This is a genomic window from Aquimarina mycalae (assembly GCF_029906345.1).
Classification (GTDB): Bacteria; Bacteroidota; Bacteroidia; order Flavobacteriales; family Flavobacteriaceae; genus Aquimarina.
Window position 1 is genome coordinate 501323 of the sequence record NZ_JARYGY010000001.1, and the last position, 19484, is coordinate 520806.

General features: G+C 32.8%; 23 protein-coding genes. 13 read left to right on the top strand and 10 right to left on the bottom strand.

Going from position 1 to position 19484, the window contains the following annotated elements:
- The first annotated feature begins 82 nt into the window (after positions 1–82).
- Positions 83–916, top strand: coding sequence for a M57 family metalloprotease (locus QBK95_RS02120; protein ID WP_280930045.1), 834 nt, complete (start codon positions 83–85; stop codon positions 914–916).
- A gap of 65 nt (positions 917–981) precedes the next feature.
- Here QBK95_RS02120 and QBK95_RS02125 read toward each other — a convergent pair whose 3' ends face one another.
- The 5 genes from QBK95_RS02125 to rpmB all read right to left on the bottom strand — a co-directional run bounded on the left by QBK95_RS02125 (position 982) and on the right by rpmB (position 4436).
- On the bottom strand, positions 982–2652 hold the full coding sequence (locus tag QBK95_RS02125; protein WP_280930047.1) for an amidase family protein: 1671 nt from the start codon (positions 2650–2652) through the stop codon (positions 982–984).
- 101 nt (positions 2653–2753) lie between these two features.
- The gene (gene ftsY / locus QBK95_RS02130; protein ID WP_280930049.1) at positions 2754–3707 is read right to left on the bottom strand and encodes a signal recognition particle-docking protein FtsY; all 954 of its coding nucleotides are present in this window, start codon (positions 3705–3707) and stop codon (positions 2754–2756) included.
- 125 nt (positions 3708–3832) lie between these two features.
- On the bottom strand, positions 3833–3985 hold the full coding sequence (locus tag QBK95_RS02135) for a DUF4295 domain-containing protein (protein ID WP_280930051.1): 153 nt from the start codon (positions 3983–3985) through the stop codon (positions 3833–3835).
- Positions 3986–3989: 4 nt separating this feature from the next.
- Entirely contained in the window at positions 3990–4172 is a 183-nt protein-coding gene (rpmG, locus tag QBK95_RS02140; protein WP_280930053.1) for a 50S ribosomal protein L33, read from the bottom strand.
- Positions 4173–4196: 24 nt separating this feature from the next.
- Entirely contained in the window at positions 4197–4436 is a 240-nt protein-coding gene (rpmB, locus tag QBK95_RS02145; RefSeq protein WP_280930055.1) for a 50S ribosomal protein L28, read from the bottom strand.
- A gap of 507 nt (positions 4437–4943) precedes the next feature.
- Here rpmB and QBK95_RS02150 point away from each other — a divergent pair.
- The 4 genes from QBK95_RS02150 to QBK95_RS02165 all read left to right on the top strand — a co-directional run bounded on the left by QBK95_RS02150 (position 4944) and on the right by QBK95_RS02165 (position 6994).
- The gene (locus QBK95_RS02150; RefSeq protein ID WP_280930057.1) at positions 4944–5345 is read left to right on the top strand and encodes a hypothetical protein; all 402 of its coding nucleotides are present in this window, start codon (positions 4944–4946) and stop codon (positions 5343–5345) included.
- A 137-nt stretch (positions 5346–5482) separates the two neighbouring features.
- Positions 5483–5884 (top strand): hypothetical protein, encoded by a 402-nt coding sequence (locus QBK95_RS02155; protein ID WP_280930059.1) that lies wholly within the window; start codon positions 5483–5485, stop codon positions 5882–5884.
- Positions 5885–5998: 114 nt separating this feature from the next.
- Positions 5999–6400 (top strand): hypothetical protein, encoded by a 402-nt coding sequence (locus QBK95_RS02160; protein ID WP_280930060.1) that lies wholly within the window; start codon positions 5999–6001, stop codon positions 6398–6400.
- 192 nt (positions 6401–6592) lie between these two features.
- A complete protein-coding gene (locus tag QBK95_RS02165) occupies positions 6593–6994 on the top strand; it encodes a hypothetical protein (RefSeq protein ID WP_280930062.1) in 402 nt (133 codons plus the stop codon).
- 11 nt (positions 6995–7005) lie between these two features.
- Here QBK95_RS02165 and QBK95_RS02170 read toward each other — a convergent pair whose 3' ends face one another.
- From QBK95_RS02170 to QBK95_RS02190, 5 genes are all read right to left on the bottom strand, one after another.
- Positions 7006–8247, bottom strand: coding sequence for a competence/damage-inducible protein A (locus QBK95_RS02170; RefSeq protein ID WP_280930064.1), 1242 nt, complete (start codon positions 8245–8247; stop codon positions 7006–7008).
- A gap of 2 nt (positions 8248–8249) precedes the next feature.
- Entirely contained in the window at positions 8250–8588 is a 339-nt protein-coding gene (locus QBK95_RS02175; RefSeq protein ID WP_280930066.1) for an Hpt domain-containing protein, read from the bottom strand.
- Positions 8589–9200 (bottom strand): fumarylacetoacetate hydrolase family protein, encoded by a 612-nt coding sequence (locus QBK95_RS02180; RefSeq protein ID WP_280930067.1) that lies wholly within the window; start codon positions 9198–9200, stop codon positions 8589–8591.
- A gap of 20 nt (positions 9201–9220) precedes the next feature.
- Positions 9221–10000, bottom strand: a complete 780-nt coding sequence (locus QBK95_RS02185) for a 3'-5' exonuclease (RefSeq protein ID WP_280930069.1) — start codon at positions 9998–10000, stop codon at positions 9221–9223.
- An 82-nt stretch (positions 10001–10082) separates the two neighbouring features.
- Positions 10083–10772, bottom strand: a complete 690-nt coding sequence (locus tag QBK95_RS02190; protein ID WP_280930071.1) for a metal-dependent transcriptional regulator — start codon at positions 10770–10772, stop codon at positions 10083–10085.
- 42 nt (positions 10773–10814) lie between these two features.
- Between QBK95_RS02190 and QBK95_RS02195 the strand changes: the two genes are divergently transcribed.
- The 8 genes from QBK95_RS02195 (at position 10815) to QBK95_RS02230 (ending at position 19446) form a co-directional block, all read left to right on the top strand.
- Positions 10815–13043: a TonB-dependent receptor gene (locus QBK95_RS02195; protein WP_280930073.1), complete on the top strand. Its 2229-nt coding sequence runs from the start codon at positions 10815–10817 to the stop codon at positions 13041–13043.
- A gap of 12 nt (positions 13044–13055) precedes the next feature.
- A complete protein-coding gene (locus QBK95_RS02200; protein WP_280930075.1) occupies positions 13056–13523 on the top strand; it encodes a thioredoxin family protein in 468 nt (155 codons plus the stop codon).
- Positions 13524–14438, top strand: a complete 915-nt coding sequence (locus QBK95_RS02205) for a metal ABC transporter solute-binding protein, Zn/Mn family (RefSeq protein WP_280930077.1) — start codon at positions 13524–13526, stop codon at positions 14436–14438. It abuts the gene before it with no gap.
- The gene (locus tag QBK95_RS02210) at positions 14438–15175 is read left to right on the top strand and encodes a metal ABC transporter ATP-binding protein (protein ID WP_280930079.1); all 738 of its coding nucleotides are present in this window, start codon (positions 14438–14440) and stop codon (positions 15173–15175) included. Before QBK95_RS02205 ends, QBK95_RS02210 begins: the two co-directional genes overlap by 1 nt.
- A gap of 4 nt (positions 15176–15179) precedes the next feature.
- Complete coding sequence (locus tag QBK95_RS02215) at positions 15180–16310, top strand: metal ABC transporter permease (RefSeq protein ID WP_280930081.1); 1131 nt, start codon at positions 15180–15182, stop codon at positions 16308–16310.
- A complete protein-coding gene (locus QBK95_RS02220; protein ID WP_280930083.1) occupies positions 16303–17466 on the top strand; it encodes a metal ABC transporter permease in 1164 nt (387 codons plus the stop codon). Before QBK95_RS02215 ends, QBK95_RS02220 begins: the two co-directional genes overlap by 8 nt.
- Before the next feature lie 64 nt (positions 17467–17530).
- The gene (locus QBK95_RS02225) at positions 17531–18205 is read left to right on the top strand and encodes a hypothetical protein (RefSeq protein ID WP_280930085.1); all 675 of its coding nucleotides are present in this window, start codon (positions 17531–17533) and stop codon (positions 18203–18205) included.
- An 89-nt stretch (positions 18206–18294) separates the two neighbouring features.
- On the top strand, positions 18295–19446 hold the full coding sequence (locus tag QBK95_RS02230) for a serine hydrolase domain-containing protein (RefSeq protein ID WP_280930087.1): 1152 nt from the start codon (positions 18295–18297) through the stop codon (positions 19444–19446).
- Positions 19447–19484 lie beyond the last annotated feature (38 nt).

Below are 19484 nucleotides of genomic sequence, written 5' to 3' on the forward strand. Positions count from 1 at the left end.
CAAATAAAAACTCATCGCGCTTAAACAAATCTATTACAACCATTTGCACACAAGCGTATTTATAACTCAAAACACTCAACTTATGAAAAAAAGCAGATTATTATCATTATTCGGGGCCGCAATTATAACAACCTCTACATTTGTTTCCTGTGACTCTAACTCAACCGAAGAAATACAATCAATCGACCCACTAACAAAAGCGAAGTTAGAAACCTTAGGTTTCGACACAGAAACAGCTTTTGAAGACACTTTTAATGGTAAGCAAGGTATTTCTGTAGAGGATATTTTCTTAACAGAAAAACAAATTGAACAAATGCTTCCAACAGTGGGCTTCGGAAATGAAAACAACAAACACTACAGAACCACTAATATAGTAAGCACTCCACGCGTAGTAAGCGTATACATGGACACTCAATTCAATTCTACCATGCAAGCTGCTTTTGACGACGCATTAAATCGTTACAATTCCTTAGGCTTAGAAATTTCTTTTCAAAGGTCAAACAATTCAGGTGCAGACATTGATATTTTATCACAAAAATTAAAAAGAGTACGTGGCGGAGGAATCATTCTTGGCCGTAGCGCAGGTTTTCCTGACACAAATGGAAATCCAGCAACACCTATTGTTTTAAATTCTGATATTTACAATCCACGAAGAGGAGGAGTTCCTGCAGATGCAGCAACAGTTATCGCTCATGAAATCGGACATGCTATCGGATTTCGTCATACAGATTACACCGATCGCTCCTTTAGCTGTGGAGGCCCCACAAGTAATGAAGGTGATGCGGGCGTAGGCGCTATATACATTCCAGGAACACCATCTGGACCAGAAAATGGTTCTTGGATGCTTGCGTGCAGCAACGGAACAGATCGCCCATTCACTTCTGGAGACATAACTGCATTAGAAACAACATACTAAACACACAACTCTATACACACTAAAGGTCACTAATTTGGTGGCCTTTTTTTATTCATAAAATTCACTCAATCCAAATACTTAAAAGGCATTTTACGCTCTTTCGTAATCGACTCATAAGCTATACCCAATTGCAGTAATTGAGCTTCAGAAAAAGGTTTTGATATAAACGTTAACCCTTTTGGCTCTCCATTATCTGTATATCCCATAGGTACTGTAAGCGCAGGATATTTAGCTACAGCAGCATATCCAGCATGGTAATTATTTATTGACAACACAGCATCAAGGTTGTGTTCTTCGAGATGAGTATCAAAATAATTACGTGCCACTTTCATAAGATTCTCTTTTATGTTTTCTAAACCTTCTGTTGTTGTACTATCGTTAACTATCCCTTCAAATATTCCTTGCCCATAAGGGATTCTTGTTAGCGTATCCTGTATATTAAAAGCAATTGCCTCCTGAATAGTTCTAACAGTAATATTATCACTTGCATGTGAATTAATATATGTAGGAAGATCGTTCTTCATATCAATATTTAAAATACTCAAAAAGCCTGGTAAAGGAGTTTGTTTGGGTTCAATTTCTACAATCTCTCCTCCAGCTATTTTAATTTTATCTACAGCATTTGCATATACTGTATCTTCTAAAAATTCCTTAATCACACCAAAGCGTTTTCCTTTTATTGTTCCCTCTTTAACAGATAATAGATAATTAGCATCTGTAGCCACAGAAGCAGAATCATTCTCATCTTTACCAATCAACGCATTTAACAAGATTGCATTATCAATAACATTTTTGGTCATTGGTCCAGGAGTATCTAAAGTACTAGATATTGGAACAATACCTGACCTACTTAACAAACCAATGGTTGGTTTCAATCCAACAATAGAATTTTGACTAGAAGGAGATAAAATAGATCCACTTGTTTCTGTTCCAATAGCTGCTACACAAAAATTAGCTGCAACGGTAACGCCGCTTCCTGAGCTGGAACCACCAGTTTCAAAAACCATTCTACCATAAGGATTAAGTGTTTGTCCTCCAACTGCACTATAACCTACTGGACAACCTATACAAAGAAAATATGCCCATTCACTAAGGTTAGCTTTTCCTAAAATTAAAGCATTTTGATCCAGCAATCTTTTAGTAATAAAAGCATTAGTTGTTTCATTTTCTTGTAATGCAATAGCACCAGCTGTTGTTTTCATATCTTCGGCACCAATATTATCTTTAAGCATTATCGGCATCCCGAAAACTGAATTTACATCAATAGTATTCTTATCTATCTTATCTAATGCTCTAGCTTGTTCAACTACCTTTGGGTTTAATGATATTACCGAATTTAAAGACATTGAATTATCGCTTTCATACTTTCTAATTCGATATATATAAAACTTAGTCAATTCTTCATACGACAACAAACCATCTTTCACACTTTGTTGAATAGAAGGTATATTCTTTTCTATCACAAACTTCTTTAACCTATTATAATCGTCTTCAGAGAAATAGTCCAACTCTGATTCCAAAGATTTCCAAATATCATTCTTATCTAGAATTTTAGAATTTACCAGTTTAAGATGCATTCTGGTTTGTGTTAATTTTTGAGTTGCGGCTAAATCTTCAGTTTCATCATATGATTCCCACACCACTTTAGGCTGTAATTCTTTTTGCTGTTCTTGTTTTTCCTTTTTACAAGAAATAAAAATCAAAAGTGCGATAAAAACGTATAGTAATCTTCTCATAGAAAAATAGTTATAATAGTATTCACAGAATGAAAGTATAAAAAAAAAGGTGCTATGAATACATCATAACACCTTTTTAACTATTTTGTAACAGTTGTATTTTACTTAAAAAACGAATCCACAAATTCATATTTATTAAACACCTGAAGGTCTTCAATTCCCTCTCCTACTCCGATATATTTTACAGGAATCTGAAATTGATCACTGATTCCAATAACAACACCTCCTTTAGCCGTTCCATCAAGTTTAGTAACCGCTAATGACGTTACTTCTGTAGCAGCAGTAAACTGTTTAGCCTGCTCAAATGCATTCTGTCCAGTAGAACCATCCAATACCAACAAAACATCATGAGGAGCATCTCCGATCACTTTTTGCATAACACGCTTTACTTTAGTAAGCTCGTTCATTAAATTCACTTTATTATGCAAACGTCCAGCTGTATCAATTATAATAACATCTGCATCTTGATTCACTCCTGATTGTAAAGTATCAAAAGCAACAGATGCGGGGTCACTACCCATATCTTGTTTTACGATAGGAACATCAACACGATCTGCCCAAACTTGTAATTGATCAATTGCGGCGGCTCTAAAAGTATCCGCAGCACCCAACACAACTTTCAAGCCTTTTTTATTAAATTGATATGCCAATTTACCTATTGTTGTAGTCTTACCAACTCCATTTACACCAACAACCATTAAGACATAAGGTTTTTTATTCTCAGGAATATCAAATTCTGTAGCTTCACCAGAATTAGTTTCGGATAATAAACCAGCGATTTCTTCTCTTAATATCTGATTAAGTTCATCTGTACCCATATATTTATCTCTAGATACACGGTCTTCTATCCTTTCTATTACCTTAATCGTTGTCTTTACTCCAACATCACTAGTCACCAAAACCTCTTCGAGGTTATCTAACACATCATCATCAACCTTAGATTTACCAGCTACAGCTTTACTTAACTTAGTAAAAAAACTAGTTTTAGATTTCTCTAACCCTTTATCTAAGGTTTCTTTTTTCTCTGAAGAAAATATTTTTTTAAACAAGCTCATATATTGTATTCAGAATGCTATATAGTTAAAATATGAAACACACCATTATGGTTGTATAAATATAAAAAGAAAGAGCCATTCCAATAAAATTGAAACGGCTTCTTTTTAAAATATCTTTTTACGAATTACTTTTTCTTAAAAAAGTCATTTACTGCATCAGGCTGCATAATAGACTCTACAAAAGTGTATGCCCCTGTTTTTGGAGATTTAACCATATTGATGGCTTTTGTTAATCTCTTTGATCCTGTTTGCAACGATGCTACTGATTTCTTTGCCATTGTCTTATTTTATTTCTTTATGAACAGTCATTTTCTTAAGAATAGGATTAAACTTCTTTAATTCCATTCTATCAGGAGTATTTTTCTTATTCTTAGTTGTAATATATCTAGATGTACCTGGTTTACCAGATCCTTTGTGCTCTGTACATTCTAAGATTACCTGAACTCTATTACCTCTCTTTGCCATTATAATATCTTTTTAAAAGCTAATTTATTTAGTTAAGAAACCTTTAGCTCTTGCTTCTTTTAAAACAGCAGCAATACCGTTTTTATTTATATTTTTTAGTGCTGCAGTAGACACTTTAAGTGTAACCCAACGATCTTCTTCTGGAAGATAAAAACGTTTTTTAATTAAATTCGCGTTGAATTTACGTTTTGTTTTATTCATTGCGTGAGAAACATTATTTCCCACCATTGCTTTTTTACCTGTAAGCTCGCAAACTCTTGACATCTCTTCTTGATTTTGGTATTATTTCAAAACAGGGTGCAAATTAACGAATTATTTACCGAACCACCAATAATAGTTTTGTAATTTTTTTCCTCTTTTGTCATTTTTTTTTAAATGTCCTATCAAATATCGAGTTTTACAGTCTTAATGTATATAGACAGAACCTTTGACAACCTTCTTTTATGCACAACAAAGATATGACATAACCCTTTTAAACTATAGTAATATTCGACAAAACAGGGGTTTATACCTATATAAGAAGTCATCTATAGCAATTACTTTTACACCAGTTAGTTTTCATAACTGTAACTAACTACTTGATATGAGGTAATTAAGTAGTAAAAAAGCGGATTCAAAAAATCCGCTTTTTTTATAGCTTATATCCACAATAACCTCAATTCAACTATCTATTAACAGTGTTATCCTACTAAAAAAATGCTAAAAATCTCACAATAAATCATTGATTTTTAAAACACTAAATCGTATCTTAGAGCAAAAACCCATATTGCTATGTTTCAAAATATCTCCAAAAACTTAATTAAAAAACATGATCTTGAAATTGGGTCATTTTATTTTTATAAAAATTTTGTGGTCTCAGAAATGAATGAAGGAATTTCTTTAAGTTTTGACAAAGCCGCTAAATTATTTCATCTAGCAAAGGAGTACTACGGTAATAATATCCCTTTTGTATACATATCTAATAGAAAGAACTCTTATTCTTTTGAACCTACTTCTCATTTCAAGTCTGCAAAAATGTTCCCTAATATAAAAGGGTATGGAGTAATCACCTACAACCATATTAATGATAAAATAGCTTCACTAGAACAATCATTTCTCAATATTCCTACTAAAATTTTTGACAGTATTGAAGATGCAATACTTTGGGTAGATGAGCTAATTCCGCACGATTAAACATTCAACAATTCTTAATAATTCATTAATAAATTAACTATAACGCTATGGTTTGTTAATTAAAATAAGGCTTTTATTGATTAATTATTAAAAAAATAATATATTACACAAGTAATTGGAAAACATTTCATTTAAAAATGATTCATAATTTTGACAAGAAGCTTATTAGGAAGCACGAGCTTGCTATGGGAGTATTTTATTTTTACGAAAATCACGTAATTTCTGAAATAAAAGAAGGAATTATACTTACGTTTGAAAATTGCGCAGATCTATTTCAACTAATACACTCATACTACGGAACTTCTACTCCTTTTGTATATATCTCGAATCGAAAAAACTCTTATTCTTTTGTTCCTACAGGACATTTTAAATCCTCTAAACTATTCCCTAATTTCGTAGGGTATGGTGTAGTGACTTATGACGCAATCAATAACAAAGTAGCTGCTTTAGAACAATCTTTTCTAGAAAACGAAACAAGAATTTTTGATAGCCTAGATGAAGCTGTACTTTGGGTTGATGAATTGATTGCACGAGATTAAACCCAAACATAAATCAGAAATATCACAATAAACTTGATTGCAAATTCCTGAAAATCCTATTAATGATTTGTTAACTTTTTTCTATTTTTAAGTAAATTAAAAGCCTTATCCTAAATGAATCATAACCCCAATAAAAATCTTGTCAAGACCCATGACATTGCAATTGGCGTATTTTATTTCTACAAAAACTTTCTCATATCTGAGATTAAAGAAGGTATTCTACTAAGCGTAGAAAATTCGACTACATTGTTTGAGCTAATCAAAACGTATTATGGAAACGAAACACCTTTTTTTTATATCGCAAATCGAATAAACTCATACTCCTTTGCACCAACAGGACATTATAAGTTCGTTGAACTTTATCCCAATGCAAAAGGTTTTGCTGTAGTAACATATAATGCTAAAGACACTAGAATGGCAAAATTTGAAAAATCATTTGTTCAGGCGCCAGCAAAAATTTTTGATAACTTAGAAGAAGCTATTGAATGGGGTACAGAATTAATCGCGAGGGATTGATTTTATAATATCATACAAGATTCGATTTACATAAAACACTGTAACTATCAAGAAAACGCAATATCATCTTAACTTTTAATTAGTTATTAACTATAACGTTTGAAACCAAATAAAATACTAATAATCAAACACTAACATGAAATTATCATTCTGTTTTTCCGACCTAAATAACACTAATAAAAAAATAGAGTTATGAAATCTAAATCAGATGATCTCTTAGTACAAAAATATGATCTAGCCTTAGGAGCATATTATTTTTATGACAGATATTTCATTGCAGAAATTAAAGAAGGAGAAGTGATCACACTGGAAAAACTACAAGATCTAATCCCTATTGTACAAAAACATTTTGGAAACGGAGAACCCTTTAGCTTTATATCTGATAGAATACATTCTCATTCTATTTTTCCTACCGACTATATGTATTGCCCATTGATACAAATGGACAATTTTAAAGGCTACGGAGTAGTTACTCATAATAAGACAAGTGAAATGTCAATCAAAATAGAAAAACACTTTGCACAAAGGCCTTTTTATCATTTTAAAAATATCCAAGACGCAATAGACTGGGCAAAAAATGGATTACTTAAATAATCTAAACTTATCTAGTTCAACTCTTTAAAAAGCAGCTCAAAAGATTTATTTACCGCCTTTCCAATAATCCGCTCTCTTAAATTGCTAAATACAAATTTCTCTGAAAAAACACGATCAGGAGTTGCTATAGCAATAAAAACGGTTCCCACCTCTGCATCTCCATCTCCTTTTGTTGGTCCTGCATTACCTGTAGTAGCAATTCCATAATCAGATTTAAACACTTTTTTTACTCCCAATGCCATTGCTTCTGCTACCTCATGACTTGTTACCGAGTACTTTTTGATTATATCTGCATCCACACCCAATATATCCATTTTAGTTTGGGTTGCATAGGTAACTGCTCCTCCATTAAAAAAAGAAGAAGCTCCCGCATTAGCAGTTAAAGATTGTGCAATTTTTCCTCCAGTACAACTTTCTGCAACCGCCAAAAAATGACCGCGAGAAAGAAGTATTTTACCTATCATCATCTCTATAGATTCATCTTCTTCATAACCGACAATAATATCACCTATAAGCTTATGTAGTTCGGTAATTCTTGTTTCGATAGTATCCTTTAAAAGGTTTTCGTCTGCGCCACGAGCAGAAAGACGCAATCTAACTCTACCTAGATTAGGAAGATATGCAAGTTTTATAAATGAAGGTAAATTATCTTCCCAATGCTCAATTTTTTTTGCTAGCGCACTTTCTCCAAGACCATAAGTTAATACCGTTTTATGTATAATATATGGTCGATCAAATCTTTTCTGTAGCCTTACGAGTACTTCATCCTTCATTAGATTTTTCATCTCAAAAGGAACTCCTGGCATAGAGACAAAAACGGTATCATCTTTTTCAAGCCACATTCCTGGAGCAGTGCCATAATTATTCATCAAGACCGTTGCAGTAGCTGGAACTAATGCTTGCATCTTATTAATATCCGTAACAGGTGCTTTAATGTATTTTTCAAATAGCACTTCTATATGCTTTAAAACATCATCATTCTGAACTAAGGTATCATTAAAGTATTCGCAAATCGTATGTTTCGTAATATCATCTTTAGTAGGACCTAATCCTCCTGTAATCAACACTACATCAACCCTGTTTTTTGCTTCTTCTAACGCTTTAAGAATATGTTGTTTATCATCCTGAATAGAAGTAATCTGATATACATCGATTCCAATTTTATTAAGCTCTTTTCCTAAAAAAGCAGAATTAGAATCTACAATTTGACCAATAAGGATTTCATCTCCTATCGTAATTATTTCTGCGAGCATAATTATTGAAAGTCAGCTTTCAGGTCTTCAATTGCTCCATTCACTGTAGCAACAATATGATTTAAAGTTGGTAAAATTTCTGATTTATCTTTACCAGTTTTAGACCAAGACTCTACTTGCTTAATTTGTTTTAACAAATCAATATCAAACAATTGAAGGTTTGGTTTCATTTTATGAGCATACTGATATGCCGTCTGAGGATTATCATTATTTACCGCTTCAACCATGCTATCAAGATCGGGTGGTATTTCTTCCAAAAATGTTTGTACTAACACAATTATAAATTCATCATCTCCTCCTGACAATTCATTTACACTATCTAAGCTATACCGTTTGCTCATTTATTTAATTCTTATTGAAAAAGTTTGTTGTCCTTCTATAAAACCAGTCAATGTATCCTCTGCTTTCACAGCTCCAACTCCAGCTGGTGTTCCTGTAAAGATAACATCTCCAATCTTTAAAGTAAAATATTTTGACACATATTCTATTAATTCATCAATCTTCCACAACATAAATTTAGTATTCCCTTTCTGAACAGCTGTTCCATTTTTTTCCAACCTAAAGTCAATATTATTGATATCAGAAAAGTTCTCTTTTGCAATCCAATTCCCTATAACAGCAGCTCCATCAAAAGCTTTTGCTTTCTCCCAAGGCAATCCTTTAGCTTTCAATTTACTCTGCAAATCTCTTGCAGTAAAATCGATTCCCAAACTTACTTCGTTGTAATATTTATGTGCAAATTTTCTATCAATATGCTTTCCAACTTTGTTGATTTTTATCAAAATTTCAACTTCATGATGGACATCATCAGAAAAATCAGGAATAAAAAAAGGTTGCTTTTTTAACAGAATAGAGGTATCGGGTTTCATAAAAACCACTGGATCCGTTGGTTTTTCATTTTCTAACTCTTCAATGTGATCCGTATAATTGCGACCTATGCAAATAAGCTTCATAAAACTGAATATAGAGAGAATTATAATTTAAGGCTATTATTTAATTTGCGAAGTCTAACCGCTGTAAGTACTTTTTTAGTATACAATGGAAAATCAGCATTCTGAAGCCATCCAAAATAACCTGGTTCTTCTTCCATTACCTTTTCTACCAACTTACCCTTATGTTTTCCAAAAGAAAATATCTCCTTTCCTTCCTTATCATATGCTATAAAACCAGCAAAATCAGCAAATTGTTTTCTCGAGCTAAACTCTGCCAAAAACTTAGTATCATTTTCCAACTCGGGATATCGATCTAATTGGGCTTTCAGAACTTCATAGGTAGCATTTGTATCGGCCTCAGCAGAATGCGCATCTTCCAGATCTTTATCACAATAAAACTTATACGCTGCAGATAACGTTCTTTTCTCCATTTTATGAAAAATAGTCTGCACATCTACCGCTACAGTATTCTTCATATCAAAATCCACATCAGCACGCAACAATTCTTCTGCCAATAAAGGAATATCAAAACGATTAGAATTAAATCCTCCCAGATCACATCCTTTGATCATCTCACTAACATTGGACGCTAATTGCTTAAAAGTAGGCTCATTTGCTACTTTTTCATTTGTAATCCCATGTACTTCGGTAGTTTCTGGCGGAATTGGCATCTCGGGATTAACAAGCCAAGTTTTACTTTCCTTATTACCATTAGGAAAAACTTTTAGGATAGAAATCTCCACGATTCGATCTTTAGAAATATTAATACCAGTAGTTTCTAGATCGAAAAAACATATCGGTCTTTTTAAATTAAGCTCCATAAATTGATTGTGTGTTCCAAAGATAATATGTATTACTTACAATCTAATATTATCACGCATTATTTTAACATTTATTATTATATCAGACTATTTTCACCTTCACAAAAACATTATCTGCAAATTTTCTGGTAACCGTTTCTTCTATATCATTAAATTGGATTTTAATAGAGCTGTCGAACTCTCTAACTTCTAATACTTTTATCTCGCTACTTAATGCTAGTCCGATTTTAGACACATATCTGAGAAAATTAACAGACCCATCGTTTACCGCAACCAATTGACAAATATCTCCTTCAGAAAGAGATGACAATGTAATCTTCGGCATAACCGAATACTCTCCATCTGCATTTGGAATAACTTCTCCATGAGGATCTTTTGTCGGAAAATCCATAAAACGATCCAGCTCATTAATCAACTTTTGTGACTTTATATGCTCCAACTGTTCTGCTACATCATGCACCTCATCCCAAGTGAAATTTAAATAATTACACAAAAAAGTTTCCCATAAACGATGTTTTCGAATCAGACGTACCGCAATAGATTTACCTTCTTCGGTTAATTCAAGTTTACCATACTTCTCGCTTACTACATACCCTTTAGCCTTAAGCTTCTTAATCATATTATTGGTAGAGGCTGGTGACACCTTAAGATATTCAGCAAGTTGATTGTTTCCTACTTTAGAAGAATCGTCTTCTATAAGCAACTGAAAAAGAGCTTTTAAATAGTCTTCTTCGCTTTTTGTTAAATTATTCAAATTTAATTTGTTAGTCATAGCTAACTTTTTTAGTTTTGTAAAGTTAATAATTACAAATATATGCCACTAATAAAGAAACGAAATATAACTAACTTTATTTATTTAGTTTGTCTTCTTTCCACTTTTTATAATGTTAAAGCGCAAAATGGTACATTACAAGGAATAATATATGACGATAATGGAACATTACCTTTTGCCAATATATTTATCGAAGGAACCGAGTTAGGAAGTTCAAGTGATGAGCACGGAGCATTTATTATAGAAAATATACCTATAGGAAATTATAAAGTAATTGCTTCATTTACAGGATACACTCCTATCAAGAAAAAAGTATCTATAGTTGCAGGTAAAAATAAAATAAACCTTGTTATGTCGCAAGGATCAACCCTTGATGAAGTAGTAATCACAGGGACATTAAAACCTGTAAGTCGATCAGAAAGTCCAGTTCCTGTAGAAATCTACTCTCCAACATTTTTCAAGAAAAACCCAACACCTAATTTGTTTGAATCCTTACAAAACATAAATGGAGTAAGACCTCAATTAAACTGTAGTATCTGTAATACTGGAGACATACATATTAATGGTCTTGAAGGTCCCTACACACTAGTAATGATTGATGGAATGCCTATTGTAAGCGGATTATCTACTGTTTATGGGTTATCTGGGATACCTAACTCACTAATTGATAGAATTGAAGTTGTAAAAGGCCCTGCTTCATCGTTATACGGAAGTGAAGCTGTAGGTGGACTTATCAATGTTATTACTAAAAACCCAAATGATGCACCTGAAATAAGCACTGATGTTTTTGCTACTAGTTGGGGTGAAACTAATGTAGATTTTGGTTTTAAAACTAAACTGGGAAACGCTTCTGCATTATTTGGTATCAATTATTTTTATTATGATCAAGTTATAGATAATAATGAGGATGGGTTCACTGATCTTACATTACAAGATCGTATATCCATTTTTAATAAATGGAATTTTAATCGAAAAAGTGGAAAAAACTTTACACTTGCTGGCAGGTTTTATTATGAAGATCGTTGGGGAGGAGAAAATGATTGGAGTTCAGAATTTAGAGGAAGTGATCAAATATATGGAGAGAGTATATACACTGAACGTTATGAAATATTAGGTAATTATGAATTACCCGTAAAAGAACCCTTAACCCTATCTTTTTCTTATACAGATCATGATCAAAATTCATATTACGGAACCGTATCTTATCAAGCAAAACAACGAATTGGTTTTACTCAATTAACTTGGGATAAAAAATTAAAATCTCACGATCTATTATTCGGTGCTGCGTATAGATATCAATACTATGATGATAACACACCAGCCACAGCTGTAAATGATCAAAATAATCCTGAAGAAACAAATACTCCAGGTATTTTCTTACAAGATGAAATTACCATAGCGCCCAAACATAAACTTCTATTAGGAGCAAGATTAGATTATCACAATCGACATGGAAGTATTTTCACTCCAAGATTTGCTTATAAATGGAGTATTAACGACAAAAATATTTTTAGATTAAATGCCGGCACTGGATTTAGAGTAGTTAATCTTTTTACAGAAGATCATGCGGCTCTTACAGGTTCCCGTGATGTGATAATTGAAGAAGACCTTAATCCCGAAGAATCTTATAATGTAAACCTTAACTATCTCAAAAAGATATTTTTTGATAATGGAACTTTTGTGAGTTTTGATGCATCAGCTTGGTATACATATTTCACAAATGCTATCATCCCTGATTATGAAACAAATCCTTCTGAAATTCGATATGGAAATCTAGATGGGCACGCTGTATCTACAGGAGTCAGCCTTAACACCAACATCAACCTTGCGAATGGCCTAAAATTTACATTAGGAATGAGTGGACTAAATGTCTCAAACACAGAAAATGGAGTTACTACGCGTCAGATACTCACGGAAAGCTATACAGGGACCTGGGGAATCAGTTATAAAATACAATCTCTTAATTTAACTTTAGACTATACAGGAAACGTATATGGTCCTATGAAATTAGCAACTCAAGGTCCCGATGATCCTCGAAGAGACAAATCTCCTTGGTGGAGCATACAAAACATTCAATTCTCACATAAATCAAAAAACAATCTGGAAATATATGGAGGTGTAAAAAATTTATTAGACTGGACTCCTAGTCAAGGAAATCCTTTTTTAATTGCTGGGGCTGATGATCCATTTGGACCAGATTTTGACACTACTTATATATACGCCTCTAATCAAGGAATAAGAGGTTTTCTAGGTGTTCGTTATTCCTTATAAATCCAATAAAAGATGAAAGTTTTTCAAATAATATCATTCTTAGTTTTATCTCTGGCATATCAAAATATAGCAGCACAACTAAAGATTGAATCTTTTGAATCTATTGAGGACAAAATGAAGATAGCTCCAAAACCTTTAGTTATCTTTATCCATACAGATTGGTGTATGTATTGCAAAAACATGGAAAACACGACTTTTAAGAATGAGGATATAATACAACGATTAAATGAAAAATTCTATTTCGCTTCGTTAAATGGTGAAAGTCAAGAAACTATCAACTTTTTAAGCAACTCTTTCCGTTTTCAACCTAATGGAAACAAAACTGGAGTACATCAACTAGCTAAAGAGCTTGCAACCGTTAATAACAAAACTGCATATCCAACCTTAACAATTCTAAACCCTAAATACGAAATCATATTTCAACAACAATCTTTTTTAAGCGCTAAACAACTTATTAAAATACTCAAAAAATTATCTTAAATGAATTATAGAATCATTGGTATATGTCTCTTTACTATTCTTTTTTCCTGTAAAAAAGAAGTTAAAGATGAAAATCAAAAACTTAATGTAGTTACAACAACAACAATGATCACAGATCTTGTCAAAAATATTGGCGGTGATCTAATTACTGTTAAGGGACTAATGGGTTCTGGAGTTGACCCCCATTTATATAAAGCTAGTGAAGGTGATGTTACGAAGATAGTAGATGCTGATGTTATATTTTATAATGGTTTACATCTAGAAGGGAAACTTGTAGAAGTATTTGAAAAAATGAGCAGTCAAAATATCAAAACTATAGCTATAGGCGAAGTTTTAGATAAAAACATCTTAATTGGATCAGATTATTTTGCATCTAACTATGATCCACATATATGGTTCAGTATCAGCAACTGGAAACAAGTAACTGCCTTTACTATAAAAAAACTAAAAGAATTAGATCCGAAAAATGCTGAAGCATTTGAAACTAACGGAAATGCATATATAGAGAAATTAGAACTCCTTGAAGCCAAGTTAAAAGCAACGATAGAAACCTTGCCAAAAGAAAAAAGAATATTGGTTACTGCACATGATGCATTTAGTTATTTTGGGAAAGCATATGATTTCAATGTAGTTGGATTACAAGGGTTGTCTACCGCCACAGAAGCTGGAGTACAAGATGTACAGAAGTTAGCTTCTTTTATTATTGACAATAAAGTAAAAGCTATTTTTGTAGAAACGTCCGTTCCTAAACGTACAATAGAAGCCTTACAGGCTGCGGTAAAATCAAAAGATCATGAAGTAAATATTGGTGGTACTTTATATTCTGATGCTCTAGGCAATCCAGGAACAATTGAAGGGACATACATTGGAATGTTTGAATACAACGTAAACACCATAATAAACGCGCTAAAATAATGGAAAACAAAATCGCTGTACAAATAGATGACCTTACCGTAGCGTATAACTATAAACCAGTATTATGGGACATTGATCTTGCTATACCAGAAGGAGTATTAATGGCAATTGTTGGACCTAACGGAGCAGGTAAATCTACATTGATTAAATCGATTTTGGACATTATAAAACCTATAGCAGGTAGTGTGAAAATATATAACAAACCCTATAACAAACAACGCTCCCTTGTTGCTTATGTACCTCAGAAAGGAAGTGTAGATTGGGATTTTCCTACTACTGCCTTAGATGTTGTAATGATGGGAACATACGGAAGTTTAGGCTGGATTAAAAGGCCTGGGCAAAAACAAAAAAAGGCTGCCCTTGAAGCCTTAGAAAAAGTTGGAATGCTCGCTTTTAAAAGCAGACAGATTAGTCAGCTTTCTGGAGGACAACAACAGCGTATTTTTTTAGCCAGAGCTTTAGTCCAAAATGCTTCTATTTACTTTATGGACGAACCTTTTCAAGGAGTTGATGCAACGACAGAAAAGGCTATTATTAACATCTTAAAAGAACTTAGAAAAGCTGGAAAAACAGTAATCGTTGTACATCATGATTTGCAAACAGTACCCGAGTATTTTGATTGGGTAACATTTTTAAATGTAAAGAAAATAGCAACGGGACCTGTAAAAGATATTTTTAACGACGATAACCTTACTAAAACATACGGGATTAATTACAAAGTAAGCGTTCAACAATAGCAACATGGATATTCTAGAATATATAGAGCTTGTTTTTACCGATTATACATTGCGTACCATTACGTTAGGAACTGCGGTATTAGGAGCTATCTGTGGAATGTTGGGAAGCTTTGCCGTATTGCGAAAACAAAGTTTATTAGGAGACGCTATATCACATGCCGCTTTACCAGGTATTGCGATTGCTTTTTTAATTATTGGAGCAAAAAACAGTAATGCATTTTTATTAGGCGCATTGATCAGTGGTTTAGTAGGTAGTTTCTGGATTAGAGGGATTATTAAAAAAACGCATCTTAAATCTGATACGGCTTTGGGATTAATCCTATCACTCTTTTTTGGGTTTGGGATGTTGTTACTCACATATATCCAAAAATTACCAAATGCCAATCAGGCTGGATTAGAAAATTATCTTTTCGGACAAGCAGCAACATTATTAGAAAGTGACGTATGGATGATGTCAATTGTTACAGGAATATGTCTCATTGTTTTATTACTTTTTTGGAAAGAACTTAAAATTTCCCTTTTTGATGCTGATTATACTAAAACCTTAGGATTCAATATCAAGTTTTTAGACATTCTAATTACTACTTTCATCGTTATTGCTATCGTCTTAGGTTTACAAACGGTTGGAGTAGTTTTAATGAGTGCAATGATCCTAGCTCCAGCAGCGGCAGCAAGGCAATGGACAAACAGCCTATCCGTTATGGTAATTCTTGCAGCAATTTTTGGAGCATCTTCTGGAGTACTTGGTACTGCTATTAGTGCTAGTCACAACAATTTATCTACAGGACCTGTAATTGTATTAGTTGCTGCAGTTTTTGTGTTGGTATCTTTTATTTTTTCTCCAGGGCGTGGTTTATTATTTAGGGAAATTCGTTTTAGAAAAAATCGAAACGATCTTCAATTACACAAAACACTTTCATTTATGTATAACATCGCCAGAGATCATGAAGATATTTCTCATCCTCATGCGATCAAAATTCTGAATAATTTTCAAGGATTTACTAAACGATCCTTACAAAAATTGGAAGACAAAAATTACGTAACAATCCAAGGGAATATGTGGTCATTAACAACATCTGGATATGAAACTGCATCAAATTTATATAATCAATTAACGGATACAGAAAATGAGTAGTGCACAGATTGAAATACAATTGATTGCAAGTTTGGTTGCTATTGCCTGTGCTATTCCAGGGACTTTTTTGGTACTGCGCAAAATGGCTTTAATCACTGATGCTATTAGTCATTCTATCCTACCAGGAATTGTAATAGGTTTTTTTATCACACATGATCTTTCTTCTCCACTATTAATATTATTAGCCGCATTAAGTGGAGTGCTCACTGTAGTTTTAGTAGAGTTTATTCAAAAAACAGGATTAGTTAAAGAAGATACCGCAATTGGATTGGTTTTCCCTGCTCTATTCAGTATAGGAGTCATTATGATTGCCCAAAACGCAAATGATGTTCATTTGGATATTGATGCCGTTTTATTAGGAGAACTTGCATTTGCTCCTTTTGATAGATTAATAGCAAGCGGAATGGATTTTGGTCCAAAATCCTTATGGATTATCGGCTCTATTTTATTAATTACTCTAGGATTACTTTTTGCTTTTTTCAAAGAACTAAAAGTTAGCACATTTGATGCTGGTCTTGCAGCTGCTCTAGGATTATCGCCTGTTGTTATGCATTATGGACTTATGACAGTAGCATCGATTACTACCGTTGGAGCTTTTGATGCTGTTGGAGCTATTCTGGTAATTGCTTTTATGATTGCTCCTGCTGCCACTGCTTATTTACTTACTAATGATCTAAAAAAAATGATATTGCTTGCCTGTATTTTTGGAGTCATTTCTGCCATAGCGGGATATTGGGTTGCCCACGGATTAGACACTTCAATATCAGGATCCATGACTAGTGTACTAGGCATACTTTTTCTGGCAGTGTATTTATTTGCACCTAATAAAGGATATTTTTCTGTTTTATATCGTCAAAGACAACAGCGTATTGAAGTTTCTTTACTCACCTTCTTACTGCATTTAGGAAATCACACAGATGATGAAACAGAAAGACACGTACAACATCTTAACGAGCATATAAACTGGCAAAAAGTTAAGGCTAAATCAGTACTAGACCTTGCTTTAAAAAACAATATGATTATCATTAATAATGATATTGTTTCGCTGACAGAAAAAGGCCAGCATTTCACCACAGAAGCAATTGACTATATCGTTACCAATAAGAATTCTGAAATCGAAAAGATGAAAGATCGATTTTTCTTATTTAGAGGGTAAAAAGAGTTGGTATTTTTTTTTATTAAAGTAAAGCCGAATCAATTATCTTTACTACAAAAAGAATATGAAACGAATTCTTAAAACCTGTTCTTATAATATTCCCATCTATATATTATGCATTCTTTGTTATACCATAGGGTTTGCACAAGAAAAAGCTGTACATTTAGTAGAAGAAGTACAAAAAAAACGTACAATTCTTTATGTCCAAAACGATACCAATGCTGAAAAAAGTGTTTTTCTTAAGATAAATCCTGTTGGATATAGACGAAGTGCTCAAAGACCGATTATTAAAACTATTCCTGCTAATAGTAAGATCCAAATGCTAACATTGATTCCGCTTACAGATGTTGCATCGTCTTATACCTATGATCTTATTGTAAACGCAGAACTTCAAAACATTGATGTTAAAAAAGAAAAAACGAAAGATGTCTCCTCTACTCCTTCTTCATCAAAATATGGCCTTCTTATTTATACTGAGAAAGATTGTGCTACATGTGACACCTTGATACAAAAACTAAAAAATAAAAAAATTGATTTTATAGAGATCGATATTGACAGTAAACATAATCAGCTTTCTCCTCAATTTTGGGATTCCATGTATTTTAAAGGATATAACAGAAAAAATATTCGCATTCCTTTTGCTAAAAAGGGTAACAAATTACATCATCCAATAACTGATTTTGATAAGTTTATAGAGGTCATAACCCGAAAAAAAACTTCTACTAGCAGACTTTTCTAAAAAAATAAGGCATTAGAACAAAAAATATTCCCTCTACATAAGTAACATTTCATTGGTTTTATATACTTATTAGGGTATATACAATTTACATGAGAACATTTTTAATCATACTGGGGAGTCTTATATTACTTGGGATTGCAGCACTTGCAGCCTTATTTTTTTATTTCAAAAATGCAAATAAGGTAGAAATAACCCCTGCTACTTCATCATTAATCACACAAGAAAACATCACTAAAGAAAAAGTAGATAGTATTTTCAAATACACTAAAAACTTTCCTGATAACACGCAATTGTCTTTTGCTTTTATCGATGGAGATACTGTTTCTTATTACGGAATACTTCGGAAAGAAGGAGCTCTTAATACCGTACAAAATTCAGATTCAATTTTTCAGATTGGATCCATCTCCAAAGTATTTACATCTACCTTACTTGCAGATTTTGTGTATAACGAAAAAGTAGACTTAACTGCACCAATACAACAATACCTCAACACACCACTACACAACATTGAAAAAGACGGTAAGTTCATAACACTAAAAAGTTTATCCAATCACACTTCTGGGTTACCGAGACTTCCCAAGGGAATGCTTATGAATTCAATCCTGAATATGGATGATCCTTATAAAAACTACACTCAAGATAAATTCGAAAAATATTTACAGGAAAAACTAGCTCCAGAAACTACTCCTGGAACTAAAATGGCTTATTCCAATCTTGGTGTAGGGTTACTAGGTCATATTCTATCAGAAGTATCTGGAAAAAACTTTGAAACCTTATTACAAGAAAAAATATTTATTCCTTATAAAATGAATTCATCTTCTTCTCTACCCTCAATTGTGGAGAATAGATTGGTATCTGGATTGAGTCCTAAAGGCGATAAAGTACCTGCCTGGACCTTTTCTAGTATGCATGGTATGGGCGCTATTAATTCGAATGTAGAAGATTTAGCAAAATTTGCACAGGCGAATTTTACAATAAATAACATTCTAAATCTTCAAAGAATTAAAACATTTGAAAAAAACGAAAAACGTTCAGTAGCTCTAGGATGGATGATCATCAATACTAAAAAAAGTAATGAACTTTACTTTCATAATGGTGCCACTGGTGGCTATATGTCATCTATGTTATTGGATATTAAAAACAAAAAAGGAGTGATTATTCTATCCAACGTAAATTTTTCTCATCCTGATAGTAAAAATCTAGATAAGCTCTGTTTTACGTTAGCTGGTATGCAACCATAAGATAAATCAGAATATTGTTGAGATTACATGTTTTCACA